This is a genomic window from Dyella japonica DSM 16301, from assembly GCF_001010355.1.
Classification (GTDB): domain Bacteria; phylum Pseudomonadota; class Gammaproteobacteria; order Xanthomonadales; family Rhodanobacteraceae; genus Dyella; species Dyella japonica.
On record NZ_JPLA01000013.1, the window covers coordinates 184,566 to 210,236 of the forward strand.

Genomic DNA, 25,671 nt, shown 5'->3' on the forward strand with positions numbered 1-25,671 from the left:
GCATGGATTCACGCTGTCCCTGGTGGCGGCTACGCTGCTCGGCGTGCTGGTGGGCTGGGTCTGCAACCGCAGCTTCACGGCGGAACAGGCGGCCGTGATCGCCGCCGACCTCTCGGTCATCACCGACATCTTTTTGCGGCTGATCAAGATGATCGTCGCGCCCCTGGTGTTTGCCTCGCTGGTATCGGCCGTTGCACGCATGGGCGGCGCCGCGGAGATCGGGCGCATCGGCATCAAGACGCTGGCCTGGTTCTTTGCGGCCTCTTGCGTGTCGCTCACGGTCGGCCTGCTGATGGCCCACTGGCTGCAGCCGGGTGCCGCGCTGCATGCCATGCCCGCGTTTGCGCACCTGCCGGCGTCCAGTGGCAGCGCGGGCGCGGTCACCAGCTTCTCGCCGGCGGAGTTCATCAACCACCTGATTCCTCGTTCCTTCGTCGAGGCCATGGCGGACAACGAGATCTTGCAGATCGTGGTGTTCTCGCTCTTGATTGGCCTGGCGGCGGCATCGCTGAAGGAGAAGGCGCTGGGTTTTGTCGAGCTGGTCGATGCCTTGGCCGCCGTGATGTTCAAGATCACCGACTATGTGATGAAGGTGGCACCGCTGGCCATCTTCGCTGCCTTGGCCAGTTCGATCTGCCTGCACGGCATCGGCATCATGGGCACGTATGCGCGTTTCGTGGCGGGCTTCTATCTGTCGCTGCTTATCCTGTGGGCGCTGCTGCTGGCCGCGCTTGGCCTGATCATCGGATCGCGCAGTCTGCGTCTGCTGGCAGGCATCCGCCAGACCGTGCTGCTGGCGTTTGCCACCTCCTCGTCGGAGGCGGCCTATCCGCGTCTGCTCGAGCAGCTGGTGGCGTTCGGCATACCGCGTCGCATCGCCAGCTTCGTGCTGCCGCTGGGATATTCGTTCAATCTCGACGGCGCGATGATGTACTGTACGTTTGCCATCCTGTTTATCGCGCAGGCCTATGGCGTTGAGCTCAGCGTGGGGCAGCAGATCACGCTGTTCGGCTTGCTGATGCTGACCACCAAGGGGTTGGCCGGCGTGCCGCGGGCCGCCATCGCGGTGATTGCCGTCACGCTGCACTATTTTCATCTGCCCGATGCCGGACTCGCGCTGGTGCTGGCGGTCGATCACGTGCTCGACATGGGGCGTTCGGCGACGAACATCGTGGGCAATTCCGTGGCCGCTGCTGCGGTGGCCTCATGGGAAGGGCAGCTTGATGCGCCCTGCAAAATCGATCATCCATGAACTTCCTTGCGGCTCCTCTCCCCATTGCCCATCCCTAGCGAGGTCTTATGCCTGCGATTGCCTATCTGGAGTGTTCCCGCTGCCATGCGCGACTGCCGGCCGATGTGCCGCAGACGCTGTGCACGCAATGTCCCGAGCAGCCCGCGGGGGCGCTCTACGTGCGATACGACCTCACGCCGCTGCTGGGCAGTTCGCCTGCGGAAGCAGTGAAGGGTGGTGATGCGGCGACGCCATGGCGTGGCATGTGGCGGTATCGCGCCGTGCTGCCCGATGTGGCGCCGGTGACGCTGGGCGAAGGATGGACGCCGATGCTGCGCAGCAAGCGTCACGACGCATTGTTCCTCAAGGAGGAGGGCGCCAATCCCACCGGCTCGTTCAAGGCGCGAGGGTTGTCGCTGGCCGTCACCATGGCGCGGCACTACGGCTTGCGCAAACTGGCCATTCCTTCGGCTGGCAACGCCGCTGGCGCACTGGCCGCGTATGCCGCAGCGTCCGATATCGAAGCGCATATCTTCATGCCGCGCGACGTGCCGCTCGCCAATTTGGTGGAAGCGACCGCCTATGGTGCGAAAGTGACCCTGGTCGACGGCGTGATATCCGATTGCGCGCGCATCGTTGGCGAACGCAAGGCGGCGGAGGGCTGGTTCGATATCTCCACGCTCAAGGAACCGTTCCGCGTGGAAGGCAAGAAGACCATGGGCTACGAACTGGTCGAGCAGCTCGGTTGGGAATATCCCGATGCGGTGTTCTATCCCACCGGTGGCGGCGTTGGCCTGATCGGCATGTGGAAGGCCTTCGACGAGCTTGAGCAGCTGGGTTGGGTGAAGCCGGGCAGGCGGCCGCGCATGTTCGCCATTCAATCGTCGGGATGCGCGCCGGTGGTGCGGGCCTTTGACGAAGGCGCTGCCGTCAGCCAGATGTGGAAGGACCCCAAGACCGCGGCCTCGGGCCTGCGCGTGCCCAAGGCGTATGGCGACTACATCATCCTCGACATTCTGCGTGCATCGGGCGGCAAGGCGGTCGCGGTCTCCGATGAAGACACCTTTGCCTCGCTGCGCGACTGGGCTGCGCACGAAGGTATCTTCCTGTCGCCGGAAGGCGCGGCGGCAACGGCTGCCTATGACCAGCTGATCGCCTCGGGCGACCTGAAGGCCTCGGACCGCGTGGTGATTTTCAACACCGGTGCAGGCTTGAAGTACACCGATGTGATTGCCGCCGAGCTGGGTCTGTCAGCCGCACAAGGACCGTAACCTCACGCCGGCACTTCGCGTCGCAGGTCATCGGGATCGGCGGTGTGGAAGTGACGCTTGAACGCCACCTCGCCGGTCACCGGTTCCTGCAGCTCGCGCGCATAGCGGTGGCCGGCATAAATCGCATGGGCGATCAGACCGGGCGCCTCGGCGTCGCCGATGCAGCGTACGGAGCGAATCCCCGCGCCGCCCCAGTGTCCCTGGCGTTGCAGCAGTTGCTGGTAGAGCGCGTCGTCGGGCAGTCGCGAAGTGATGGTGACCACGGCATCGCAGGGACGTTCGGTGTGCTGCTCGTCCCAGGTGTTTTCCAGCGTCAGCGTTGAACCATCGAATCCGGTGATGTTGTGCGACACGATGGCCTCGATGCCGAGCTTGGCCATGCGCTTGCGGATATGGCGGTAATCCAGCGTGTTGACGCTCCAGGGCGCGATGCTGTCTTCCGGCGTTACGTAGGCGACCTCGCAGCCGCGTGCGCGCAGCAGTTCGGCGGCCACGCTGGCGTAGTAGAAGCCGTCGTCGTCGAACACCGCGACGCGGCCCTCGGGCAGACGGCCATCCATCAGATCGTCGAGCGTGAAGACCCGCGGGTTGTCGGCCAGGCAGGGAATACCCAGGCCATTGCTACGACCGAAACCATCACGGCGCCAATGGCAGCCGGTGGCCAGCACCACGTGCTCGGCGCCGAAATCGATCACGTCCTGCGCGCTCAGCGGGGAGTCGAGATACAGGCTCACGTTGTTGAGCTTGCCGATCTGTCCCACACGCCAGTCGCGCACGCGTGCCCACTCGGCCAGGCCGGGCAAGCGTGACTCACGCGTGACGCGGCCGCCAAGCTCCTTGCGTGATTCGGCGAGGCTCACATCATGGCCGCGCTGGCCGAGTGCGCGCGCCGCCTCCAGGCCTGCCGGTCCGCCGCCGACCACCAGTACGCGGGTGGGTTGGGGCGCGGGCCGGATACGCTCGGGATGCCAGCCCTTGCGCCACTCTTCGCCCATGCTCGGATTCTGCGTGCAGCGGATCGGCGAAATGGTCATGTCGCCAGAGACGCAGATATTGCAGCCGATGCATTCGCGGATATCGTCGACGCGGCCTCCTTCGATCTTCTTGGGCAGATAAGGGTCGGCGATCGACGGACGGGCCGCGCCTATCAGGTCGATCACGCCACGGCGGATCTGCGACACCATGGTGTCGGGCGAGGTGAAGCGGCCCACGCCCACCACCGGCTTGGTGGTGGTTTTCTTGACGAAGTCGATGAACGGTTCCTGCGCGCCCTCGGTGGCGAAACGCGAAGGCACCGAGTCGTTGTACCAGGCCGCGAGATTGACGTCCCACAGATCGGGCAGTTCGGCCAGCATGCTGACGATGTCCTGCGCCTCGGCCAGTTCGACGCCGCCGGGACCGAGCAGTTCCTCGGTGGCGAAACGCAGCGCGACAGCGCAGGTGTCGCCCACGGCGTCGCGGGTGTCCTGCAGCACCTCGCGCAGCAGGCGCACGCGGTTGTCCAGCGAGCCGCCGTACTCGTCGCTGCGCTGATTGCGGCGACGCTGCAGGAAATGCATTGGCAGCGAGAGGTCGTGCGCCGCATAGACATAGATGATGTCCATGCCTGCGCGCTTGCCGCGCAAGGCGGCTTCGCGATGCCAGCGGCGATATTCGCGGATATCGTGCAGCGTCATTGCGCGGGCTTGCGAGGGATAGCCGTACTTCGAGACCTGATGCGACGGACCCAGCAAAACCTCGCGCGAATACAGATTCGAGGCGGTCGGGCCGTTGTGCGAAAGCTCCAGCGCTGCAAGCGCGCCGTGTGCGTGCACCTTGTCGCACATCAGCGCGAGCGCGGGAATGTCGCGGTCATCCCACAGGCGTGCTTCAACGTAAGGCGTGAGGTCGCTGCTGGGATGGATCTCGCATTCTTCGGTGGACACCACCGCCCAGCCGCCCTCGGCCTTGATCTCGCGCATTGCCGCGTGTGCCAGCGGCATCGCGTGACCCATGCCATTGCAATGAGGGACCTGGAAGAAGCGGTTCTTGGCGGTGACCGGGCCGATCTTTACCGGCGTAAACAGGATGTCGTAGCGCGGGTCTCTCATCGAACTCATACCTTGGCGGGCGCGGTGGCGCTGTGCGGCGATTTGCGGCGCAGCCGCATGATGGCGTAGAGCGGCAGGCCCGCCGCGATCAGGCCCATCGCCAGCAGGAACGGCTCATGTCCGCTGCCGACAAAGGCAAACACCGCGTAGATTGCACCGCCGGTCGCGATCAGCAACGCGTTGCGTCCCATGCCGACACGGGCGCCTCGACGCCAGAGCACGGCCAGCGCGAGCGAGCAGCACAGATACAGCGGAAGGTTCGCCGCCGTCACCACGCGGGTGAGGAAGGTGAAGGCCGCCACCAGCGACTGGCTGTAGCTCAACCAGGTCATCACCGAGGCGAGCAGGCCGGTGACGATCAGCGCGATGGCGGGCGCACCTCGCCGATTCTGTCGCGCGAACACGGCCGGCAGCACGCCGTTATTGGCCATGGTGCGGGTGAGTTCGCCCATCAACAGCGTCCACCCATTGAGCGCGCCCAGCCCGCTCACCACCACGAACAAGGCCAGCCATCGACCGGAGCCGGCCGCGGAGAAGCGATCCATCAGCAAGGCGAACGGAGCGCTGGCATTGGCCAGTTCCGTCTGCTCGATCAACAGCAGCGGTACCGCCGAAACCACGATGTAGACGACTGCGACAAGGATGGCGCCGGCCATGGTGGCGCGCGGAATCGTGCGCCCCGGGTTGGTTACGCGTCCGGCGGGAATGCTGGCCGACTCGATACCGAGCATGGCGTACAGGGCGATGGTCGAGGCAGCCAGGATGCCGCTGAAGGTGATCGGTGTGGTCGGCGGGTGGACCACATAGCTTGCGGGCGAGGTGAGCAGGACCCATCCGCCGAGCAGCGCGATGGCGACCATGGGCAACAGCTTCAGCGCCGAGGTGACGATCTGCACGGCACCTCCCGAGCGCACGCCGAACACGTTGATGATCACGAACAGCCACAACAGGCATAGCGCGAACAGCACTGGCTGGACCACTGCCAGTTGCGGCATCACCACCGTGATGTAACCGACCACGCCCGTGGCGAGTGCCGCATTGGTCAGCCACAGCGAGACCCAGTACGCCCACAGCGCCATGTAGGCGGGAAGGTCACCGAGGGTGCAGCGGATGTACTCGTACGGTCCGTCCGCACCCGGCAACGCCTTGGAGAGATGGGCGAACACGCGGGCCAGGATCAGGCAGCCGACCAGGGTCACCAGCCAGCCGATCAAGGCATTGAAACCGTAAGGGGCGAGCGAGGAGGGCAGGATGAAAATGCCCATCCCGATCACGTTGCCGACCACCAGGGAGGTGCAGGTCCAGAAGCCGATCTTTTTGCCTTCGCTCACGTCATCTGCACTCTTGGGTTAATCGAGGGAAACCGTCTCACCAGCCTTGATCACGCCCTGCACCTTGCGCAGGCATTCCACGTCCTGCAGCGGGTCGCAGGCCACGGCGACCAGGTCGGCTGCCTTGCCGGGCGCAATCGAGCCGAGTTCCTTCTCCTTCCCCATCAGGCGGGCCGCGTCGATGGTGGCCGAGCGGATCGCCTGCAGCGGCGTCATTCCGTACTTCACCATGTACGCGAATTGGCGGGCGTTGTCACCGTGCGGATAAACACCCGCGTCGGTACCGAATGCGATATGCACACCGGCTTTTACTGCTTTGCGGAAACCCTCGCGCTGGGCCTCGGTGGTTTCGATATTTTTCCGCAAGGTCTGCTCGGACCAGCCTTCGCGGCGGCCCACGCTGTCGATGTAGTCGCCGTTGTAGATATCGGCCACCAGCCAGGTGCCGTGCTGCACCATCAGGGCGATGCCTTCGTCGTCGATCAGTGAGCCATGCTCGATCGAGCGCACACCGGCACGCACCGCCCGCTTGATGCCCTCGGCGCCATGCGCGTGTGCGGCCACGAACTTGCCGCGTTTGGCTGCCTCGACGACGGCGACGTGGATCTCCTCTTCGGTGTACTCCGATACGCCCGGTTCGGTGTTGTCGGCCAGCACGGCGCCGGTGGCGATCACCTTGATGTGGTCGACGCCGTGGTCCAGCAGGAAGTCGACATGCTTGCGCACATCCTCCACACCCCTGGAAACGCCGACGCGGAATTCCGGCGGCACCACCGTGCCCGGCGGTAGGCCGGTGATCTCGCCGCCGCCGCCGGGAATGGTGATGTACGCGCCGGCAACGAACATCCGCGGACCCGGCACATAGCCGGCGTTGATGGCGTCGCGCAACTGGATATCCGCAAGGCCGCGGAACACGCCCACGTCGCGCACGGTGGTGAAGCCGGCTCGCACGGTGTCATGCGCATTCTTGGCGCCGATGAAGGCATCGCGCGCCGGATTGCTCTTGAGCGCTGCGCCGTAGTCGGCGGATTCCATCTCATCGGCCAGGTGCGTGTGCATGTCCATCAGGCCGGGCACGACGGTGAAGCTCGTCCAGTTCAGGACTTTGGCGCCATTGCCGCTATTGGCTGCCCACGGCTGCACGGACACCACGCGGCCTTCGACGATGGTGACGGCCTGGTCGCTGAGCAGCTTGCCGCTGTCCACGTCCAGCAGATGGCCAGCGTGCACCACGGTGCGCTGCGGGCCTTGCGCAGCGACAGCGGGCAGGGCACATGCCATCGCGATGGCGCAGAACAGACCGGACAACTTCATGCTCATGCAGGTTCTCCAGCGCCTTGGGCATAGGCCGTGCGCAACAGGTTGTGGAAATGCCAGACGCCGCCTTCGCGCTTGGGACACAGGCGGCCAGGTTGGTAGTAACCGGAGGCAAGGCCCTTCTGCACGGCCTCGCAGATATCGATGTCTTCCTGCTGCACTTCATCGCTGAACGTCTGGTCGGCGGCAATGCGTTTCTGCGCCGCCTCGTCCTGCGCGTAGTAATAGTCAAACTCCACCCGGCAGCGGCCCGGTCCCAGCGGCAGGATGCGGTTGGTCTGCAGGCGTCCGGGCATGATGTTCAACATCACGTTGGGGTAGACGAAGTAGTAGAACGCCTGGCCGTCGCCGTAGATCTCGGCGCTGTTGCGCAGCGGCGAGGACTGCAGCGAGTGCCACGGGAACAGCTCGGTGTCGTAGGCGCGATAGTCCAGTACGCGGGACAGGCCCGGATGCACATGGGGCAGGTGATAGCCCTCCAGGAAGTTGTCGATATAGACCTTCCAGTTGCAGTCGAGGTCGTAGCTGTCGCGGCGCAGATAGCGCATGGCGGACAGGTCGATCGGCGCGATGCGCTCGGCGATGCCGCCGTAGACTTCGTCGAAGGCGGGCGTGTTTTCATCCAGCGCCACGAACACCAGGCCTTGCCACTCGTGTACGCGCAGCGTCGGCAGGCGGATGTCTTCCACTCTGAAATCGCAGGCGTCCTGCATTTCCGGTGCGCTGCGCAGCTGGCCTTCCAGCGTGTAGGTCCAGCCGTGGTATTTGCAGTGCAGCGAGCGCGCACCCTTGCCGTTGCACAGGGCCAGTGGGCCGGCGCGGTGGCGGCAGACGTTGGGGAAGGCGCGCAGCACACCGTCCTGGCCGCGCACGATCAGCACCGGCACGCCGCCGATATGTTCCACCACGTGGTCGCCCGGACCGGTCAGCTGGTCCTGCTGCGCCACCAGCTGCCAGCTGCGTGCGAATACCGCACGCTGCTCCATCGCCAGCATGGGTTCGCCGAAGTAATACTTCGGGTCGAGTGCGCGGGCGAGCGTGAGGTCGGTGATCTTGGTATCAGCGTGCATGCGTGGCTGGCTTCCCGGGATAGACTGATCCAACAAACGGTCGAACTCTGGAGTATCCATGCCCCGCTGTCGTCTCGCGTTTGCTCTGTGTGTCCTGTGCGGCGTCGCTTCCGCGGCCGAGCCCCGCGCCAGGGATCTTGGTATTCCCTTTGACGGCGCGCCCGGTCCGCTCAATGCGATCACCGATGTGGCCGGCGTGACGGTGGGTCAGGTGACCCTGATCGAGGATCTGCCGGATGGGCACAAGGTGCGCACCGGCGTCACGGCGATTCTTCCGCGTGGACACGACAGTTTCGAAATTCCCACGTTCGGCGCCTCGTTCGCGCTCAACGGCAATGGCGAGATGACCGGTACGGCCTGGCTGGAGGAATCCGGCCAACTGGAGGGGCCGGTGATGTTGACCAATACGCACAGCGTCGGCGTGGTGCGCGATGCGGTGATCGCCGAGCGCGTGCGTGCGGGTGGCGCGGATGCCTCGGGTTACTGGTGGTCGCTGCCTGTGGTGGCCGAAACCTGGGATGGCGACCTCAACGACATCAACGGTTTCCACGTCCGTCCCGAGCACGCCGCGCAGGCGCTGCGCGATGCGAAAAGCGGCCCGGTGGCCGAGGGCAATGTCGGTGGCGGCACCGGCATGATCTGCCATGAATTCAAATGCGGCATCGGCACCGCCTCGCGGCGCGTGCATATCGGCGAGCGCGACTACACCATCGGCGTGCTGGTGCAGGCCAACTACGGCCTGCGCGACAGCCTGCGCGTCGCCGGCGTGCCGGTGGGCAAGTATCTGCGCGACGACCGCGTGCGCAGCGCTTCGAATCCAGCTGCCGCCGACACCGGCTCGATCATCATCGTGGTGGCCACCGATGCGCCGCTGTTGCCGCAGCAACTGAAGCGCATTGCCAAGCGCGCCGGCATGGGGTTGGCGCGCATGGGCAGCTTCGCCGGCAACGGTTCGGGCGACATCTTCGTGGCGTTCTCCACCGCCAATGCCCAGGCCCTGCACGACACGCCGCTGCAGCAGGCGAGCTTTATCGGCAACGACCACGTCGACCCCTTGTTCGAGGCCACGGCGCAAGCCGCCGAGGAGAGCATCGTCAATGCGATGATCGCCGCGCGCGACATGCAGGGCGATGGCGGGCACTATGCCAAGGCCATTTCGCATGCGCAGCTGGTTGCGCTGCTCAAGCGCTTCGGGCGTTACGAGCCGCCGCATTGAACTGAGCCTGCTCACGGGCCCGCACCGACGGCTTTGAGATAGCGGTCATACCAGGCCAGGTTGCGTTCCATCCGGTCGCGCAGATAGCTCGGCACGGTCAACCCGTGATGCTGGCCGGGATACATCACCAGTTCGGTGGGAATGCCCAGCGAACGCAGCGCCTGGTACATCTGCTCGGCGCCGATGCAGGGCACATTGAAGTCGCGCTCGCCGCACTGGAACATCGTCGGCGTCCTGATCCGGTCCGCATGCAGGAACGGATAGCTGGCGCGGTCGTAGGCATCGCGGTTGGCCCAGGGCGTGCCGAGTTCGAGTTCGTACTCGCGTGCGTACTCGTCGTCGCCGTACATGCCATACATGTTGCCGGAGCCGGCGCCCGCGATGGCGGCCTTGAAACGCGTGTCGCGGGCGATGACCTCGTCGGTAAGGATGGCGCCATAACTCCAGCCACCGATGCCCAGCCGGGCGGGATCGGCAACGCCAAGCGCTACCGCGCGATCGACGCCGGCAAGCACATCCTGCGTGTCCTTGTTGCCCCAGTCGGCATAGATCGCCTTGGCGAACTCGAAACCGCGGCCCGAGCTGCCGCGAGGATTCACGGCGAGCACCGCGTAGCCATGCGCCGCGTAGACCTGCCAGTCGGGCATGAATTCATGGCTGAACTGGTACACCGGGCCGCCATGGACACGCACGATGGTTGGATAGCGGCGGCCGGGCACATAGCCAATCGGCTTGGTGAGCAGGGCATCCAGCGCGGTTCCATCGGCGCTCTGCAGGTGGAGCGTTTCAGTGGTCGCCAGATGCTTTTGATCCAGCCACGGGTTCGGGTCGTCCAGGAGACGCAACTTGTCCTGCTCGACCGCCGACAGTTGTGGCGGATGCAGGCTATCGCCGCCCAGTACGACGACGCGGCCGTTGGCTGACACATCCAGGTCGGTGTCGAAACGGTCACCGTGGGTCAGTTCGGTGATCTTGCCGCTGGGCAGATCGATGCGCGACAGATGCGTGACCTGCGCCTGTTCGATCAAGGCATAGACGCTGCGCCCATCGGGCGACCAGCGCGGCTTGGTGAAGCACCGATCGATCGGCGCCGGGATCGTGGCCTTGCCAGTGGCGACATCGATGATGGCGAGCTGCCAGGGTGCGTAGTAGATCCACTTGTCCTCGCCGCTTTGCAGATAGGCGATGCGCGTGCTGTCGGGACTCCATGCCGGGCGCGTTTCCCAGTACGGATCGAGATCGGCCCCTGCGAAGGTGGTGAGCTGCCGCTCCTTGGCGCCGGCGCGCGGGGCGATCACATAGATGTCGAAGTTGAGGTGACGATCGGGATCAGCGCCGCGCTTGGTGACATAGGCGATCAGCTTGCCGTCCGGCGACCAGGCCGGCAGCTGCTCGTCGTGACTACCCGTGGTGATCTGCGTGGCCGCGCCGCTGGCGATGTCGACCAGGTAGAGATGCTTGTGGCGATTGCCCAGCCAGCCGGTGTCATCGTCCTTGAACTGGAAGCGGTCGGTGACGATGGGCAGCGGATGCTTGGGCTTCTTCGTGCCAGGCGGATATTCGGGATCGAAGGCAATCGCTGCCAGCTGCTTGCCATCGGGCGAGAGCACGAAGTCCTCGACGCCACTCGGCAGGTTGGTGGCGCGATGCGCTTCGCCACCGTCCGCGGGCATCACCCAGACCTGGGTCTTGGTATCGTCGTCACTGGCTTCGCCATCGACCTTGCGATCGGACAGGAAGGCGATGAATCGGCCATCGGCCGACCACTGAGGGCGGCTTTCGCTGCTGTCCGGTGTATGGGTCAGCTGCACGCGGCCGCTGCCGTCGTAGCGCACGCGCCACAGGTCCGACTGCGGTTCGTCGCGCTCCAGATTGGCCGTGCTCACGGTGTAGATGATGGACGTACCGTCGCGCGACAACGCCGGTTCACTGACTTCGGCAAGGCGATTGATATCGGCAGCGTTGAAGCGCGTGTCGTCGGCTTGGGCGGCGCTGGGGCTGCACAGCAGCGCCCATAGGACCAAAGGCAGGCACGGGTTTCGCTTCATCGGGTGCCTCGGGAGGGTTCGGTGGAAGTCGGGTGGCCGGTCATGGCGCGATAAGCCTCGCGTGCCTGGTTGAGGTAGTCGAGCGTCGCCCGCTTTTCCTCGGCGGTGTTGTAGTCATCGCGTGCGGAGGCCGCTTCGATGGTTCGCGTCAACCAGTCGGCAAACCAGGCGGCGTCGCCGGGCGCACTTGGTGCACGCACGTGGTCGCCAAGCCAGACCGGGTTGGTGGTGGCATAGGGATAGATATCCAGCACCTGCGGATCGCCGCCCTCGTTCCATGCGCGCAGCAGCAGCCAGCCGCCATCGAGTTCGATCTCGCCTTCGGCGTCGAACGCATGATGGTCACCGCCGAGCGCAAAGGCTTTCACCACGTTGCCGTTATGCACGAGCTCCAGGTGCTCCACCGCCACCGGCGAGCGCAGGGCGACGCGGTAGTGATGTTTGCCTGGGGCGACCGAGTCACCGGGTTTGGCGTTATCGAGTAGAAGGCCGAGCAGCGGCCCGTTGCTGGCAAAGCCGTGACCTGCTTTCAACGCCGCCATGGCCGACGCTGCATCGCGCTTGCCTGCGGTATCAAGAAACACGCGGTTGAGACCGACCGGCCCCCGCAACGAGGCGTAGTTCGCCATCGCATCTGTGCCCGAACCGGTGGGCAGATGGAAGCCAAGGTTGAGCAGCCGATACCAGACCTGTGCGGTCGCCTTGTGGTCGGAGAAGCCGATCACTTCGATGTAATCCACCTTGCCGTTGATCACGTCGGCTGGCAGCTCGTTGCTGAGCACGGCGTCATGTGCGGGGTCGGGCAGCGTATCGAACGGATGCACATAGCCGACCAGGCCGCCCTGTGCGTGCGCGAGATCCGCAATCACGCCGTTGTGCGGATACGGGCTGGCCATTGCCGTGTGCCGGTAGGCGGAAAAATCCGGCGTGATGTAGTGGTCGCCGAGATTGAGCAGTCCCAGATGCCCCCAGAAACTGGTGTGATACTCCTGGCCGTGCAATACCAGGCTACGCGGCAGGCTGGCCGGATCGGCATCGGTGCGGAACGAGGCAATATCGGGAATGCGCTCCTCCTTGTTGACCACCAGGTCGTAGGCGAGATCGAGATCCTCGGCGCGCGCCTGTTGCGCGAGATGGGCCGGCGTATTGCGATAGTGGCCGCCATAATTCATATGGATATGCAGGTCGGCGCTGATCCAGTGGCCAAACGCCGCGGGCAGCGGTTGCGGAACGAGTGCGGCGCGCACCGGCGTGTCGTGGCCCGCTGAAGCATTTACCGTCTTGCGCCAGGGTGCATAGGCAAAGCCGTGTTGCACCCAGAGCTTGACGGCACCCGCGGGCACGTCCAGCGCGCAGGGCGGCGCGCAATGGAAATAATGGGTTTCGGCCGATTGCAGTGAGCGATCAAAGCCGTCGTCGGCATGCATCCAGGCATCGTCGGGTGCATAGGCGCGGCCATCGTTGCCAAGCACGGCGACGCGCGCGGGCGTGCGTTCGCCATGTTCGTCGACGATGTCGAGCACCAGGCGGGCGTATGGTGCCTTGTACTGGCGATGGGTGGGCGTCACCGTGGTGGTGGCGCCGCCCAGTGTGGTGACCACGCGAAGCGTGGTGTTGCCGGCCTGATTGTCGACGTAGACGATGCGTTTGCCATCGGGCGACCAGCGCGCATTGCGGCGGTCGAACTCGCCGAAGGTCAGCGGCAGCGGCGCAGCGCCGGTGCTCGTGGTCAGCCACAGCTGTTGCCACTGGCGACCGTGATAGCTGGTGTAGAGCAGGCGCCTCCCATCCGGGTTGAGTTCGGGGTGCGCGTTCCAGCTGGTTTCTTCGCTGAGCAACTTGCTGCGCTTGCCCGGATCGGCAACCGGCACCGACCACAGATCGCCCGTGCCCCAGGCGATCTCCGGATTGCTGACGTAGTACAGGGCCTTGCCGTCCGGCGACCAGGAGGGATTGATGGCGTGGTCGTACGCCGAATAGTAGTAACGGTCCAGCGCCGTCTTGCGTTCGCCGAGCAGGGGGCGTGCGTGGTGCAGGCCATTCGCATCGATGTCGGCAATGAACAGGTTGAAATGGCCGGTGCCCTGCGTCGATACCCAGGCGAGCTGCCGCCCATCCGGAGACAGGCGCGGCTCGACATTCACCGCGCCACCGGAAGTCAACGCGTGCTCGCGTCCCGTCGCCAGATCGATACGCCACAGTTCGATGCCGTTGCCGTCGTGGCGGGTGAACACCACACTGCGGCCATCGCGCGCGACCTCTGGCTGATTGTCGTAGGCGCGCGGGGCGTGGGTCAGCTCGATCGCGGTATCGCCGTCGATGCGCTGCCGCCACAGCGAGCCGCCCATGCTGTAGACCAGGGTGTCGCCGTCGGGCGTGAAGCTGGCGAAGTCAGGTCCGGTGGTGAGCTGCGGGATGTACAGTTCGCGCCAGTAATAGTTGTGCGGCAGGTCGACCTGCTTGAGCACGCTTTCGCGCGCCGCCTGCGCCGTGCCGGCGCAAGCGAGCAGAGTTAGTGCGATGACCAGGCGGCGCCGCATCGGGTCAGTGGCCCGCCAGTGCCTGATCGAGACTGGCGCGCAGCAGGACCATGGCCTCGTCAATCTCGCTGTTGCTCACGCTCAGCGGCGGCATGAAGCGCACCGTACTGGTGCCGCACGAGAGCAACAGCAGTCCGTTGTGGAAGGCGCGGGTGACCACGGCGTCGCACAAGGCGCGGGCCGGCGTGCGTTCGGCGTCGGCTTCCACCAATTCCATCCCGATCATCAAGCCCTTGCCGCGCAGCTCACCGATGCAGGGATAGTCGCGCGCCAGCTCGTGCAGGCGTGCCATGAAATGCGCGCCGGCGGCTGCGGCATTGTCAGCCAGGCCTTCGGAGACGAGATCAAGGGTGGCATTGGCCGCGGCGCAAGCGAGTGGATTGCCGCCATAGGTGTTGCCGTGTGCGCCGCGTTTCCACTGCGACATCAGCGATTTCTTGGCGACCACCGCACCGATCGGCAAGCCCGAGCCCAGGCCCTTGGCCAGCGTCATGATGTCCGGCACCACGCCAGTGTGCTCGCACGCAAACATCTTGCCGGTGCGGCCCACGCCTGATTGCACTTCGTCGAAGATCAGCAGGATGCCGTGCTCGTCGCAGAGCTTGCGCAGCCCCGCGAGAAAACCATCCGGCGGAACAATGTAGCCACCTTCACCCTGGATCGGTTCGACCAGGAACGCCGCCACTTCGGATGCTGGCACGCTGCGCTCGAACAGCATGCGGATATAGTCGAGCACCGCCTTGCCCTGGTCGGCGCCGGCGAACAGCGGTCGAAAAGAATTTGGATACGGCACATGGGTCACGCCCGGCATGGTGGGTGCGAAGCCCAGCTGCTGCGTGTACTTGCTCGAGGTGAACGACAGCGAGCCCATGGTGCGGCCATGAAAGCCGCCCAGAAAGCCGATATAGCGCGGTCGCCGCGTGACATAGCGCGCCAGTTTCAATGCGCCTTCCACCGCCTCGGTACCGGACTGGCACAGAAAGCTCATCGCCGCCTCGCCCGCCAGGGTCTGCATCGGCGCCACGCGCGCCAGGCGTTCGCCCAGGCCGAGCATCTGCGCATGCCAGTAGTCGCTGGAGATATGCAGGAACTGATCGGCGGCCTTTTTGACCGCATCCACCACGCGCGGATGCGCATGACCGGTGGCGCACACCGCGATGCCCGCGGCGAAATCGAGGAAGCGGTTGCCGTCGACATCCCACACTTCGGTGCCGCGGCCGTGCGACATCGCGAACGGATAGTCGCGCGGATACGAGGGCGAGATCACCTCGGCGTCGCGTGCGATCATCGCGGCGGCCTTTGGGCCGGGCAGGGCAGTCTTGATGTGAGCCGGATTGGGCACGGTCATGGTCACGGCAATCCTTCAGCGGGCAGCGGAATATGGACGGGGCGTGCGTGCGCCTCGACGGTGCGCGCATTGAGTGCGCGCAAAGTGTTGAGTTCGTGAGCGGTCGGCTCGGCGATAGTGTCCAGGTGATCGGCGATCCGCAGCGGCCAGCCGATCGCGGCGCGTGCTTCGTCGACGCTCGTGCCGACGTACAGCGCCACCAGTTGCAGCTCTTGGGTTTCAGGGTGCGGCGCGAGCAGGCCGACATCGGTGATCACCGCACGTGGTCCGCCGCCGAACGCACCGGAGCGTTCCCGCGCGCCATGGCCATCGAGATAGCCGGCGCTGGTGCGAAAGTCGAGCTGCTCGACGAAGCTGCGCGTGGACGCCTTCGCCATCACGAACACTTGCTTGGCATGCAGCGAGATTTCAGGTGCGCCGCCTGCGCCGGGAAGACGCGTTGTCGGTGCGTCATACGGACCGATCACCGTGCTGTTGAGATTGCCGTAGCGGTCGATCTGCGCCGCGCCGAGAAAACCTACGTCCACACGGCCTGCCTGCAGGTAGTAACTGAATACCTCCGGCAGCGAGATCACGCAGGCGGCGGTTTCGGCCAGTTCGCCGTCGCCGATCGATAGGGGAAGTACAACCGGCCGCGTGCCGATGGTGCCCGATTCGTAGATCAGCACGATGCCTGGTGCATGCGTCAGCCGGGCCAGGTTGCAGGCGGCGCTAGGCAGCCCGATGCCGACGAAACAGACGGCGTGGTCGGCCAGCAGGCGCGAGGCGGCGATGGTCATCCATTCGTCGCGGGTGCAATCACTCATGAGGCCGCCTGCTGCAAGCCGGCCAGGAATGTCCGATGGTCGCGCGCGCCTATCACGTTGATGTCCATCCACGACCGGAAACTGTCGCGCTCCCGCGCAATCGCATCCCAGCGCTGGTAGAACGCGTTGTCGCGCGTGTAATGGCCTTGCGCATAGGACGGATACGCGCCGCCCGGACAATGCACCACGGCACTGACGATCCAGTGCGGCAGCACGATTGCATTCATCGCCGGCGGCAGATCCTCGACGATCTCCTCGACGGTGACGATCAGCGTCTGCGCGGCCAGTGCGGCTTCGCGCGCGGCGCCGACGATGCCTTCGATCGCCACATTGCCTTCGCGGTCCGCACGCTGCGCATGCAGGATGGTGACGTCGGGATTGATCGCGGGAACGGCAGCCAGCGACTCGCCGGTGAAGGGGCAGGTGACGTGACGGATATTCGGATTGCGTGCGGGCAGGTCGGTGCCGACATAGCCGCGCAGCACGCCAAACGGCAGCCGCGATGCGCCGGCGCAGAACGCCGTGGCCATGCCCGCGTGGCTGTGTTCGTCCAGTTCAAGTGCATTGGGCCACTGGTGTTCCACGGCGTCACGCAGGCGATGCAGCGAACCCACCCCGGGATTGCCGCCCCAGGAAAAGGTGAGCTTGCGCGCGCAGCCCATGCCGATCATCTGGTCGTAGACCAGGTCCGGCGTCATGCGGATCAGGTGCAGATCGCGTCGGCGCTGGCGGATGATTTCGTGGCCCGCCGCAAACGGGATCAGGTGAGTAAAGCCTTCGAGCGCGATGCTGGCGCCATCGGCGACGCAGTTCTCGATCGCATCGGCTAGCGACAGATGCATGGGCTTACTCCACCACCGTGCGCGACTGCTCGCGCAGGTATTGCGCGAGGTAATAGAACGAGGCGATGGCCTTGCCGGTGGAGCCCGAACCTTTCCAGCCGCCAAACGGCTGGTAGCCCGGCCACGCGCCGGTGGTGGCGCCTTGCGGACGGTTGGCATAGGTCACGCCCGCTTCGATATGGTCGTGGAACCACGGCACTTCGTCCTCGCTGCCGAAGAATCCCGCGGTGAGGCCCATCGGCGAGTCATTGGCCAGGCGCATCGCTTCCTCGCGATCCTGGTAACGATGCAGCATCAGGATGGGCACGAACATCTCCTGCTGCCACAGCGGGTGCGACAGTGGGGCCTCGGCCAGCAGCGGTTCGACGTAGTAGCCGTTGGAAAGCGCCGGTTCGGCTGCCTGGCCTTCGCCCAGCTGCGCGCCACCGGTGATCAGGCGCGCGCCGCCACTGCGCAGCGCGTCGGCGTACTGCCGATAGTTGGCATAGGCCGTCGCGTTGACCACGGGGCCCAGCCAGTGCTCGCGGCGACGCGGATCGCCGATACGGAGTGCAGCGATCTGAGCCTGCATGCGTTCGATCAGGGCATCGGCGACTTGCTCGTGCACGTATAGCCGCGACAGCGCGGAACACTTCTGGCCGCCCATCCCAAAGGCCGAGCGCACGATGCCGGAAGCCGCGCGATCGAGGTCCGCGTGCTCGGTGACGATGCACGGATTCTTGCCGCCCATCTCCGCGATGCAGGGGCGCGGATAGGTGCCGCCGTTCATCTGCTGCATCAGCTGGCGGCCCACAGGCACCGAGCCGGTGAAGGTGATGCCCGCCGTATGCGGGTGACGTACCAGTGCCTCGCCCACCTCGCGTCCCGCACCGGAGAGATAGTTGAAGACGCCGGGCGGCAATCCCGCGTCGCGGATGCAGTCGGCCAGCAGGCGTCCGGCCCAGGGCGTATCCGTGGCGCCCTTGAGCACCACCGTATTGCCGGTCACCAGCGCAGCAGCAGCGGGGCCGCCGGCCAGGGCGAGCGGAAAATTGAACGGGGCAATCACCACCCATACGCCGTAAGGGCGCATCACGCTGGCGTTGTGCGACGCCGCGCCCTCCATCGGATCGTCCGGCAGCACGTTGGTGTAGCCGGCATGGCTTTCGAAGTCGTCGGCATAGTGACGGAAGAAATCGACCGTCTCCTGCGCCTCGCCCAGCGCCTCCATGCGGTTCTTGCCCACTTCGAGGGTGAGTGCGGCGGCGATGTCGTAGACGCGCTCTTCCATGATCTCGCCAGCGCGGCGGATCAGACGTGCGCGCTCGGCCACGGGGGTGGCGCGCCAGGCCGGATACGCCGCGCGCGCCGCCTCCATGGCGGCATGGGCATCGGTGGCGTCGGCCAGCGCAAAGGAGCCCAGGCGCAGGCTGCGGTCGAACGGTGCGTGGCGTTCCACATATTGCGCAGCGTCGCAGTCAACGCCGTCGATGAACAGCGGATGGCGCGCACCGGCTTTCGCTTCGACGCGCGTCATGGCTTCCTCGAAGCGCTGGTGCATCGCTTCCGGTGGGTTGTACATGGTCGCGTAGGTGAGGCGGAAGCTCATGGATGTTTCCCCTAAAGTGCCGAAGGAAAGAAGCGCGTCAGCAGTCGATCGAGCAGGGCCAGAGCGTCCGCCAGATCCTGCTCGTCGATCACCAGCGGTGGCGCCAGCAGGATCAGGTTGCCGCGGCAGGCGAACGACACACCCTCGCTCATGGCCGAACCGACCAGCGCGTTGAGCGCGGCCGGCGTCTTCGGCCAGGGTGACAAGGGTTCATGCGTGGCGCGGTCGGCGACCAGTTCGACCACTGCAAACAGACCGTGGCCGCCACGCACATCGCCGATCACGGCGTGACGCGACTGCATTGCCTGCAATTGGTTGAACATGCGCCGGCCCAGCGTGCGCGATCGCTCGATCAGGTTTTCCTGCTCATAGGCGCGCAATGCCGCAAGACCTGCCGCGCATGAGAGCGGGTGACCGCAATAGGTCAGCCCGGTGTAGAGCATCTGATGTTCGAGACGGGCGGCGATGTCGCTCGACAGCACCACGGCGCCCAGCGGCAGATGCGCGCCGGTCAGGCCCTTGGCCAGGGTCATCAAGTCCGGCTTGCCCTCATCGCCGTAGCGCTGCCAGGCAAACCATTCGCCGCAGCGGCCAAAGCCGCTCATGACTTCATCGGCGATCAGGGCGACATGGCGCGTGCGGGTCGCCTCGCGCAGGCCGGGCCAGTAGTTGTCGGGGGCGACGATGCCATTGGTGCCGGCGTCAGGCTCCATCAAGACCGCGGCGACTTGTTCCGTGCCGTGATAGTCGATTTCCGCCGCCACCGCTTCCACCGCGCGCTCTCCGCAGATCTGCGCGTCGTAGCTGCCGCATGCCCCTTGGTAGGCATACGGGGGCGGCACATGCATGACGCCGAACGCCGCGGGATCCACCTGGGCACGAGTGCGAGCGTCGCCAGACAATGCCATGCAGGCATAGCTGGCGCCGTGATAGGAGCGGTCGCGCGTCACGATCAAGCCGTGCGGTTTGCCGCTCGCCTGGCGCGCGAATTTCACGGCGTTTTCGTTGGCGTCCGCGCCGGCCAGGGTGAAGAACACGCGCCCGCCTTCGAAGCCGGCTTTCTCCAGAATCGCTTCAGCCAGTTCGGCGCGCGGCTGCGCGCCCCAGGCCGAGGTGACGAAACACAGTTGCTCGGCCTGCCGGCGGATCGCCTCGACGACGGCGGGATGTTGGTGGCCCAGGTTGCTGCACTCGGCCAGGCTGCTCATGTCGAGAATGCGCTGGCCATCGGCCAGCACCAGGTGCGCGCCGCTGCCGCCAACGACGGTCGGCGCCTGCCATTGGGACTGCACGCACCAGCTGTGCAGGACGCTGTCGTGTTCGCTTGCCAAGCCTCTCCCCCTGGATGCAGCCTGTTCGATTACCGAACGTAAATTCGTATTGCGAACTCATTGGAATCCTTCTACGCTCGCCCTGTCAATGGACACCTGCGACCTATGGCATCAGAACCCTTCGAGGACAGTGCTGATTACGTGCAATCGCTGGCCCGCGGCCTGCAAGTGCTGCGCGCCTTCAGTCACGACATGGCCAGTCCCAGTCTTTCCCAGGTGGCCGAACGCGCCGGTCTGTCGCGCGCGGTGGCGCGCCGCCTGCTGCTGACGCTGCAGCATCTTGGCTACGTAGGGAGTCGCGGCCGCAGCTTCTTTTTGCTGCCTCGCGTGCTGGAGCTCGGTTACAGCTATCTGTCCTCGCTGGACCTGACCGAACTGGCGCAGGAGACGCTGGCCCTACTGTCCGAGCGGGTGGGCGAGTCTTGTTCTCTCGCGGTGCTCGACGGCAGCGACATCGTCTATGTGTTGCGCGTGCCAGTGCGTCGCGTGATGAGCGTGGCGCTCGGCGTCGGTGCGCGACTGCCGGCTTACGCCACCTCGCTCGGACGCGTCGTGCTGGCCGACCTGCCGGACGCCGAGTTGACCGCGTGGATGCGTACGCAGAAGTTCCAGGCGATCACGCCGCATACGTTGCACACCATGACGGCGCTCAAGGCCGAGATAAAGCGCATACGCGAGCAGGGTTATTCGATCGTGGCGCGCGAGCTGGAGCTGGGCTTGTGCTCGATCGCCGTACCCATCCATGCGGCCGATGGACGCGTGGTGGCTGCACTGAATGTGGGCATGCCCTATAGCGATGACGCTCCCGCGCGTGCAGTGAAACTGATCCTGCCGGCCTTGCAGGACGCGCAGCGCTCGATCGAATACGCCATCCAGCGTGGCAGCTGGCAACCGCATATGGCCCTGACGAGGGCCTATGCATAGCGCCTATCTGGTCGACGCCACCCGCACGCCGTTTGGACGGCACGGCGGCGCGTTGTCCAGTGTGCGTGCCGACGACCTGGCGGCTCTGCCGATCGCAGCCTTGATGGCGCGCCACACCGGCCTTGACTGGGCGGCAGTGGACGAAGTGATCCTCGGTTGCGCCAACCAGGCGGGCGAAGACAATCGCAATGTGGCGCGCATGGCCTCGTTGTTGAGCGGGTTGCCGGTGAGCGTGCCCGCGGTCACGGTGAACCGCTTGTGCGCATCGGGTCTGGAAGCGATTGGCCAGGCTGCGCGGGCGATTGCCAGCGGCGAAGCCGAGCTGATCATCGCTGGCGGTGTGGAGAGCATGTCGCGCGCACCTTATGTGATGGCCAAGGCCCAAGATGCACTGGCCCGCGACCAGCAGCTGGAGGACACCACGCTGGGCTGGCGTCTGGTCAACCCACGCATGCGGGAGAGTTACGGCGTCGACTCCATGACGCAGACGGCGGAGAACCTGGCGCGCGAACACGGTATTGATCGCGCCGACCAGGACGCCTATGCGTGGCGGAGCCAGCAACGCGCTGAGCAAGCGCGTCAGCAGGGCTGGCTTGCCGAAGAAATCACCGCGGTCGAGACAACATCGGGCAAGCAGGTCGTTACCGTCGATGCCGACGAGCAACCGCGACCCGGTTCGACACGCGAACAGCTGGCCACACTCAAGCCCTTGCTTGGTGCGGGAACCAGTATCACGGCTGGCAATGCTTCGGGTCTCAATGATGGCGCCGCGGCTGTGCTGCTCGCCTCCGAACAAGCCGTGCGCACATACGGCCTCGATCCGCTCGCACGCATCACCTGCATGGCGTCGGCCGGCGTGGAACCGCGAGTGATGGGCATCGGCCCGGTGCCTGCGATCCAAAAGCTGCTCGCCCGCAGTGGTCTTGGCTTGTCGGACTTCGATCGCATCGAGATCAATGAGGCGTTCGCGGCCCAGGTGCTGGCGTGTGCGCGTGCCTTGGGTCTGGCCGACGATGCGGTGCAGCTCAATGCGAACGGCGGCGCCATTGCGCTGGGTCATCCGCTAGGCGCCAGTGGCGCACGGTTGGCGATGAGTGCTGCGTTCGCCTTGCGTCGACATGGGCAGCGCCGGGCGCTGGTCAGCCTTTGTGTGGGTGTGGGGCAGGGTTTGGCTGTTGCCATGGAGCGAGCATGAATCGGGTTTTGATCTGCGCACTGTTGGGAGCACTCAGCCTGCCTGCGATAGGCGGACCGGCGACCGATGCCACCGTAAGCGCGCAAAACGCTTTAGGCCGCGAGCTGCTCAACGAACTGATCACCACCGACACCACCTCCGAGCACGGCAGCACCACGGTGGCGGCCGATCGCCTGGCCAAGCGCTTTATCGCCGAGGGCTTTGCGCCGGCAGATGTACAGGTGATTGGCGATGATCCCAAGCGACGCAATCTGGTGGTGCGCCTGCGCGGCCGTGGCGAGCGCGAGCCGGTCCTGCTGCTGGCCCATCTGGACGTGGTCGAGGCGCGACGCGAGGATTGGCATGTCGATCCCTTCGCGCTGACCGAGCGCGACGGCTATTTCTATGGCCGCGGCACCATGGACATCAAGGGTGGCGGGGCAGGGTTGGTCACTGCCTTGCTGCGGCTTCACCGCGAAGGCTTCAAGCCGAAGGGCGACTACATCCTCGCGCTCACCGCGGGCGAGGAGGATGGCGTCTCCAATGGCGTGCAATGGCTGCTGGCGCACCGGCCGGAGCTGATTCGTTCGGCCTATTCGATCAATGTCGATGGCGGCGGTCCGGAGATCCGCGGCGGCAAGCCTGCCGTGCTGTCGGTGGAGACAGCCGAGAAAGTCTTCCTTAGCTATACGCTCACCGTGCGCAATCCCGGCGGCCACAGCTCGCTGCCCACGGCCGACAACGCGATCTATCGACTGGCCAAGGCGCTGGACCGACTCTCATCGCTGCAGTTTCCGCTGCGCACCAACTCGGCCACGCGCGGGTACTACACCGAGCTGGCGACCTTCTATACGGGCCAGACCGCGGCGGATATGCGCGCCGTGGGCAGGCAGCCCTCTGACGCCGCAGCATTGGCACGGCTGGCCGCATCCTCGCCCTATAACAACGCGCAGCTGCGCAGCACCTGCGTGCCCACCTTGTTGCAGGGCGGGCATGCGGAGAACGCGCTGCCGCAGATGGCGCGCGCCACCCTCAACTGCCGTCTGCTGCCGGACGAGGATCCGGATCAGGTCGACGTCATGCTTAAGAGTGCCGTGGCAGATACTGGCGTCGACATCAGCCGCGTCGCCGCACCTCAGCCCAGTCCACCCAGTCCGGTCGATGCAGCGTTGTTTGCGCAGATCGCAAGCGTGGCGAAATCGGTGTGGGGTACGGTGCCGGTGTCGCCGATGATGTCGGCCGGCGCTTCCGATAGCGTGTTTCTGCGTGCGGCTGGCATGCCGTCGTACGTGTTCAACGGCTTGCCCTACGATGTGGACGATGACCGCTCGCACGGACAGGACGAACGCATTCTGGTGAATTCCTACACGCAGTCGTTAGAGTTCAACTATCGGTTGCTGAAAGACCTTTGAGGAGCGTCTGCCGCCTTATGCCGATCGCCGTCACCCCATCGCTGCGCCGTACATGCCGCACGCCCAGGCGAGTGCGCTCGCGATGACGGCGCGCGACGCCAGCGGCACCCTGGAGCAGGCGCTGGCGCACGCCGCGCGCCTGCTGGAGAGCAACCCGGCCATGGCCGCCGAGCAGGCGACCGAAATCCTGAAAGTGGTCGAGAACCAGCCAGTGGCGATGCGTCTGCTGGCAGCGGCGCACGCGGCGCAGGGCGACATGCAGGGCGCCATCGACATCCTTCAGAAGCTGGTGCTCACGCAGCCCAGCTGGGCCTATGCCCAGCTCGACCTGGGCATTGCCCTGGGCCGTAGCGGGCAGGGACAGGAAGCCATGACTGCGCTGCGCTTGGCGACAGTACTGAAGCCCGATCTGCCGCAAGCATGGCGTGCGCTGGGCGATGTCTTGATGGCCGCCGGCGAACACGCACAAGCCGATGCCGCCTACGCCCAGCACGTGCGCTGCTCCACGCGCGATCCGCGCCTGCTGGCGGCTGCCAATGCACTGGTCGAAAACCGCGTGCCGGATGCCGAGTCACTGCTGCGCGAACATCTGAAGCAGGCACCCACCGATGTGGCGGCGATCCGTATGCTCGCGGAAGTGGCCGCGCGCCTGGGGCGTCTCGAAGACGCCCAGCATTTGCTTTCGCGTTGCCTCGAACTGGCGCCCAGTTTTCATGCGGCACGCCAGAACTATGCGCTGGTGTTGCACCGGGGCAATCAGCCGGAGCGCGCGCTGGCGGAAGTCGAGCAGCTGCTCGCGGTGGAACCCAACAACCTTGGCCATCTCAACCTCAAGGCTGCCGTGCTCTGCCGCATCGGCGACTACGAGCCGGCCATCGGCATCTATGACGAGCTGGTGACGCGCGATCCGCGCCATCCCAGCGTGTGGATGAGCTACGGCCATGCACTGAAGACGGCTGGCCATACCGCGCGCGCCATCGACGCCTATCGTCGCGGCGTGGCGCTGCAACCTTCGTTCGGCGAAATCTGGTGGAGCCTGGCCAACCTCAAGACCTTCCGCTTCAGCGCCGACGACCTGGCCGTGATGCGCCGGCAATTGGCCCGCGCCGACCTGGGTGAGGATGATCGGCTGCACCTGGAATTCGCCATCGGCAAGGCGATGGAGGATGACGGCGAGTACGAGGCGTCGTTCAGCCATTACGCCCAAGGCAACGCGATACGCCACGCGCAGCTCAACTACAGCGCCGATGAAACCACCGCACGCGTTCAACACATCCGCGAGCGCTACACCAGCGAGTTCTTCGCCGCGCGTGCCGGTTGTGGCCATGCGTCCGGCGATCCGATCTTCATCGTGGGCCTTCCGCGCGCCGGTTCCACCCTGATCGAGCAGATCCTGTCCAGCCACAGCATGGTCGAAGGCACCATGGAGCTGCCGGAGGTCACCTCGATCACCCGCAGTCTGCGCGAACAGGCTCATGCAAGCAGTGAGATGCCGTACCACGAGGCGCTGGCGACGCTCGACGCGAATGCGCTGCACGAACTGGGCGAGCGCTATCTCGAACACACACGCATCCAGCGCAAGACCTCGGCACCGTTGTTCATCGACAAGATGCCGAACAATTTCATGCATATCGGCCTGATCCACCTGATGCTGCCGAACGCGAAGATCATCGACGCGCGCCGGCATCCCCTGGCCTGCTGTTTCTCCGGCTTCAAACAGCATTTCGCACGCGGGCAGAGCTTCAGCTACAGCCTGCTGGATCTGGGCCGCTACTACCGCGACTACGTGGCGCTGATGGCGCATTTCGACCGGGTGCTGCCCGGTCGCATTCATCGCGTGATCTATGAACACATGGTCGACGACACCGAAGGGGAGGTTCGGCGTCTGCTCGACCATTGTGGCCTGCCGTTCGAGGAATCGTGTCTGCGCTTCTTCCAGAACGAGCGGCCGGTGCGTACGGCCAGTTCGGAACAGGTGCGTCGGCCGATCTACCGCGAAGGCGTGGATCACTGGCGCCACTACGCCGGATGGCTGGAGCCGTTGGAGCAGGGGTTGGGTCCGGTACTCGGTTGTTATCCCGAGCCGCCGGCATGGGGAGTCCTATAGATAGATCGTCGTCACTACCGGGGAG

Annotated in this window: 18 protein-coding genes; 7 read left to right on the plus strand and 11 right to left on the minus strand. The window is 65.4% G+C overall.

Translation table 11 applies throughout. The annotated features are described in order from the left end of the window. The first annotated feature begins 22 nt into the window (after positions 1 to 22). Both Y882_RS05740 and Y882_RS05745 read left to right on the plus strand, forming a co-directional pair. On the plus strand, positions 23 to 1,252 hold the full coding sequence (locus tag Y882_RS05740; protein ID WP_211259125.1) for a dicarboxylate/amino acid:cation symporter: 1,230 nt from the start codon (positions 23 to 25) through the stop codon (positions 1,250 to 1,252). A 47-nt stretch (positions 1,253 to 1,299) separates the two neighbouring features. Continuing rightward, complete coding sequence (locus Y882_RS05745; RefSeq protein ID WP_046970919.1) at positions 1,300 to 2,502, plus strand: threonine synthase; 1,203 nt, start codon at positions 1,300 to 1,302, stop codon at positions 2,500 to 2,502. A 2-nt stretch (positions 2,503 to 2,504) separates the two neighbouring features. On the opposite strand, the gene Y882_RS05750 is transcribed toward Y882_RS05745, so the two are convergent. The 4 genes from Y882_RS05750 to Y882_RS05765 are packed head-to-tail and all read right to left on the minus strand — an operon-like array spanning position 2,505 to position 8,310. Beyond that, positions 2,505 to 4,592, minus strand: a complete 2,088-nt coding sequence (locus Y882_RS05750) for an oxidoreductase (RefSeq protein ID WP_046970920.1) — start codon at positions 4,590 to 4,592, stop codon at positions 2,505 to 2,507. Positions 4,593 to 4,597: 5 nt separating this feature from the next. Further along, complete coding sequence (locus Y882_RS05755) at positions 4,598 to 5,923, minus strand: amino acid permease (RefSeq protein WP_046970921.1); 1,326 nt, start codon at positions 5,921 to 5,923, stop codon at positions 4,598 to 4,600. An 18-nt stretch (positions 5,924 to 5,941) separates the two neighbouring features. Beyond that, positions 5,942 to 7,243 (minus strand): Xaa-Pro dipeptidase, encoded by a 1,302-nt coding sequence (locus tag Y882_RS05760; protein WP_082120946.1) that lies wholly within the window; start codon positions 7,241 to 7,243, stop codon positions 5,942 to 5,944. Next, entirely contained in the window at positions 7,240 to 8,310 is a 1,071-nt protein-coding gene (locus Y882_RS05765; RefSeq protein WP_046970922.1) for an aromatic ring-hydroxylating oxygenase subunit alpha, read from the minus strand. Before Y882_RS05765 ends, Y882_RS05760 begins: the two co-directional genes overlap by 4 nt. A 58-nt stretch (positions 8,311 to 8,368) precedes the next feature. Here Y882_RS05765 and Y882_RS05770 point away from each other — a divergent pair, with 58 nt between their 5' ends. Further along, positions 8,369 to 9,526 carry a DmpA family aminopeptidase gene (locus tag Y882_RS05770; protein WP_046970923.1) on the plus strand — a complete coding sequence of 386 codons (1,158 nt, stop codon included), beginning with the start codon at positions 8,369 to 8,371 and terminating at the stop codon, positions 9,524 to 9,526. 11 nt (positions 9,527 to 9,537) lie between these two features. Here Y882_RS05770 and Y882_RS05775 read toward each other — a convergent pair whose 3' ends face one another. The 7 genes from Y882_RS05775 to Y882_RS05805 are packed head-to-tail and all read right to left on the minus strand — an operon-like array spanning position 9,538 to position 20,029. Continuing rightward, a complete protein-coding gene (locus tag Y882_RS05775) occupies positions 9,538 to 11,574 on the minus strand; it encodes a S9 family peptidase (RefSeq protein ID WP_052949703.1) in 2,037 nt (678 codons plus the stop codon). Next, complete coding sequence (locus Y882_RS05780) at positions 11,571 to 14,114, minus strand: CehA/McbA family metallohydrolase (protein ID WP_046970924.1); 2,544 nt, start codon at positions 14,112 to 14,114, stop codon at positions 11,571 to 11,573. Before Y882_RS05780 ends, Y882_RS05775 begins: the two co-directional genes overlap by 4 nt. Positions 14,115 to 14,118: 4 nt before the next feature. Next, positions 14,119 to 15,462 (minus strand): acetyl ornithine aminotransferase family protein, encoded by a 1,344-nt coding sequence (locus tag Y882_RS05785; RefSeq protein ID WP_046970925.1) that lies wholly within the window; start codon positions 15,460 to 15,462, stop codon positions 14,119 to 14,121. Positions 15,463 to 15,464: 2 nt separating this feature from the next. Further along, the gene (locus tag Y882_RS05790) at positions 15,465 to 16,268 is read right to left on the minus strand and encodes a CoA-transferase subunit beta (RefSeq protein WP_046970926.1); all 804 of its coding nucleotides are present in this window, start codon (positions 16,266 to 16,268) and stop codon (positions 15,465 to 15,467) included. After that, positions 16,265 to 17,110 carry a CoA transferase subunit A gene (locus Y882_RS05795; RefSeq protein ID WP_046970927.1) on the minus strand — a complete coding sequence of 282 codons (846 nt, stop codon included), beginning with the start codon at positions 17,108 to 17,110 and terminating at the stop codon, positions 16,265 to 16,267. The genes Y882_RS05790 and Y882_RS05795 overlap by 4 nt, the downstream gene beginning before the upstream one ends. A gap of 4 nt (positions 17,111 to 17,114) precedes the next feature. Then, positions 17,115 to 18,698, minus strand: coding sequence for an aldehyde dehydrogenase family protein (locus Y882_RS05800; RefSeq protein WP_046970928.1), 1,584 nt, complete (start codon positions 18,696 to 18,698; stop codon positions 17,115 to 17,117). An 11-nt stretch (positions 18,699 to 18,709) separates the two neighbouring features. After that, the gene (locus tag Y882_RS05805; protein WP_046970929.1) at positions 18,710 to 20,029 is read right to left on the minus strand and encodes an aminotransferase family protein; all 1,320 of its coding nucleotides are present in this window, start codon (positions 20,027 to 20,029) and stop codon (positions 18,710 to 18,712) included. 105 nt (positions 20,030 to 20,134) lie between these two features. On the opposite strand from Y882_RS05805, the gene Y882_RS05810 reads away from it, so the two are divergent. The 4 genes from Y882_RS05810 to Y882_RS05825 all read left to right on the plus strand — a co-directional run bounded on the left by Y882_RS05810 (position 20,135) and on the right by Y882_RS05825 (position 25,646). Beyond that, positions 20,135 to 20,953 carry an IclR family transcriptional regulator domain-containing protein gene (locus Y882_RS05810; protein WP_046970930.1) on the plus strand — a complete coding sequence of 273 codons (819 nt, stop codon included), beginning with the start codon at positions 20,135 to 20,137 and terminating at the stop codon, positions 20,951 to 20,953. After that, positions 20,946 to 22,148, plus strand: a complete 1,203-nt coding sequence (pcaF, locus tag Y882_RS05815) for a 3-oxoadipyl-CoA thiolase (protein WP_046970931.1) — start codon at positions 20,946 to 20,948, stop codon at positions 22,146 to 22,148. The genes Y882_RS05810 and pcaF overlap by 8 nt, the downstream gene beginning before the upstream one ends. Continuing rightward, positions 22,145 to 23,539, plus strand: coding sequence for a M20/M25/M40 family metallo-hydrolase (locus Y882_RS05820; RefSeq protein WP_046970932.1), 1,395 nt, complete (start codon positions 22,145 to 22,147; stop codon positions 23,537 to 23,539). Before pcaF ends, Y882_RS05820 begins: the two co-directional genes overlap by 4 nt. An 82-nt stretch (positions 23,540 to 23,621) precedes the next feature. Next, a complete protein-coding gene (locus tag Y882_RS05825; protein WP_046970933.1) occupies positions 23,622 to 25,646 on the plus strand; it encodes a tetratricopeptide repeat-containing sulfotransferase family protein in 2,025 nt (674 codons plus the stop codon). Positions 25,647 to 25,671: the final 25 nt, after the last annotated feature.

Bases quoted from the DNA above. Each gene is read 5' to 3' on its own strand.
- Y882_RS05810 (WP_046970930.1), top strand. From the start codon at position 20,135: ATGGCATCAGAACCCTTCGAGGACAGTGCTGATTACGTGCAATCGCTG.
- Y882_RS05795 (WP_046970927.1), bottom strand. From the start codon at position 17,110: ATGCATCTGTCGCTAGCCGATGCGATCGAGAACTGCGTCGCCGATGGC.
- Y882_RS05750 (WP_046970920.1), bottom strand. From the start codon at position 4,592: ATGAGAGACCCGCGCTACGACATCCTGTTTACGCCGGTAAAGATCGGC.
- Y882_RS05825 (WP_046970933.1), top strand. From the start codon at position 23,622: ATGACGGCGCGCGACGCCAGCGGCACCCTGGAGCAGGCGCTGGCGCAC.
- Y882_RS05765 (WP_046970922.1), bottom strand. From the start codon at position 8,310: ATGCACGCTGATACCAAGATCACCGACCTCACGCTCGCCCGCGCACTC.
- Y882_RS05770 (WP_046970923.1), top strand. From the start codon at position 8,369: ATGCCCCGCTGTCGTCTCGCGTTTGCTCTGTGTGTCCTGTGCGGCGTC.
- Y882_RS05790 (WP_046970926.1), bottom strand. From the start codon at position 16,268: ATGAGTGATTGCACCCGCGACGAATGGATGACCATCGCCGCCTCGCGC.
- Y882_RS05800 (WP_046970928.1), bottom strand. From the start codon at position 18,698: ATGAGCTTCCGCCTCACCTACGCGACCATGTACAACCCACCGGAAGCG.
- Y882_RS05820 (WP_046970932.1), top strand. From the start codon at position 22,145: ATGAATCGGGTTTTGATCTGCGCACTGTTGGGAGCACTCAGCCTGCCT.
- Y882_RS05760 (WP_082120946.1), bottom strand. From the start codon at position 7,243: ATGAGCATGAAGTTGTCCGGTCTGTTCTGCGCCATCGCGATGGCATGT.
- Y882_RS05745 (WP_046970919.1), top strand. From the start codon at position 1,300: ATGCCTGCGATTGCCTATCTGGAGTGTTCCCGCTGCCATGCGCGACTG.
- Y882_RS05785 (WP_046970925.1), bottom strand. From the start codon at position 15,462: ATGACCGTGCCCAATCCGGCTCACATCAAGACTGCCCTGCCCGGCCCA.
- pcaF (WP_046970931.1), top strand. From the start codon at position 20,946: ATGCATAGCGCCTATCTGGTCGACGCCACCCGCACGCCGTTTGGACGG.
- Y882_RS05775 (WP_052949703.1), bottom strand. From the start codon at position 11,574: ATGAAGCGAAACCCGTGCCTGCCTTTGGTCCTATGGGCGCTGCTGTGC.
- Y882_RS05780 (WP_046970924.1), bottom strand. From the start codon at position 14,114: ATGCGGCGCCGCCTGGTCATCGCACTAACTCTGCTCGCTTGCGCCGGC.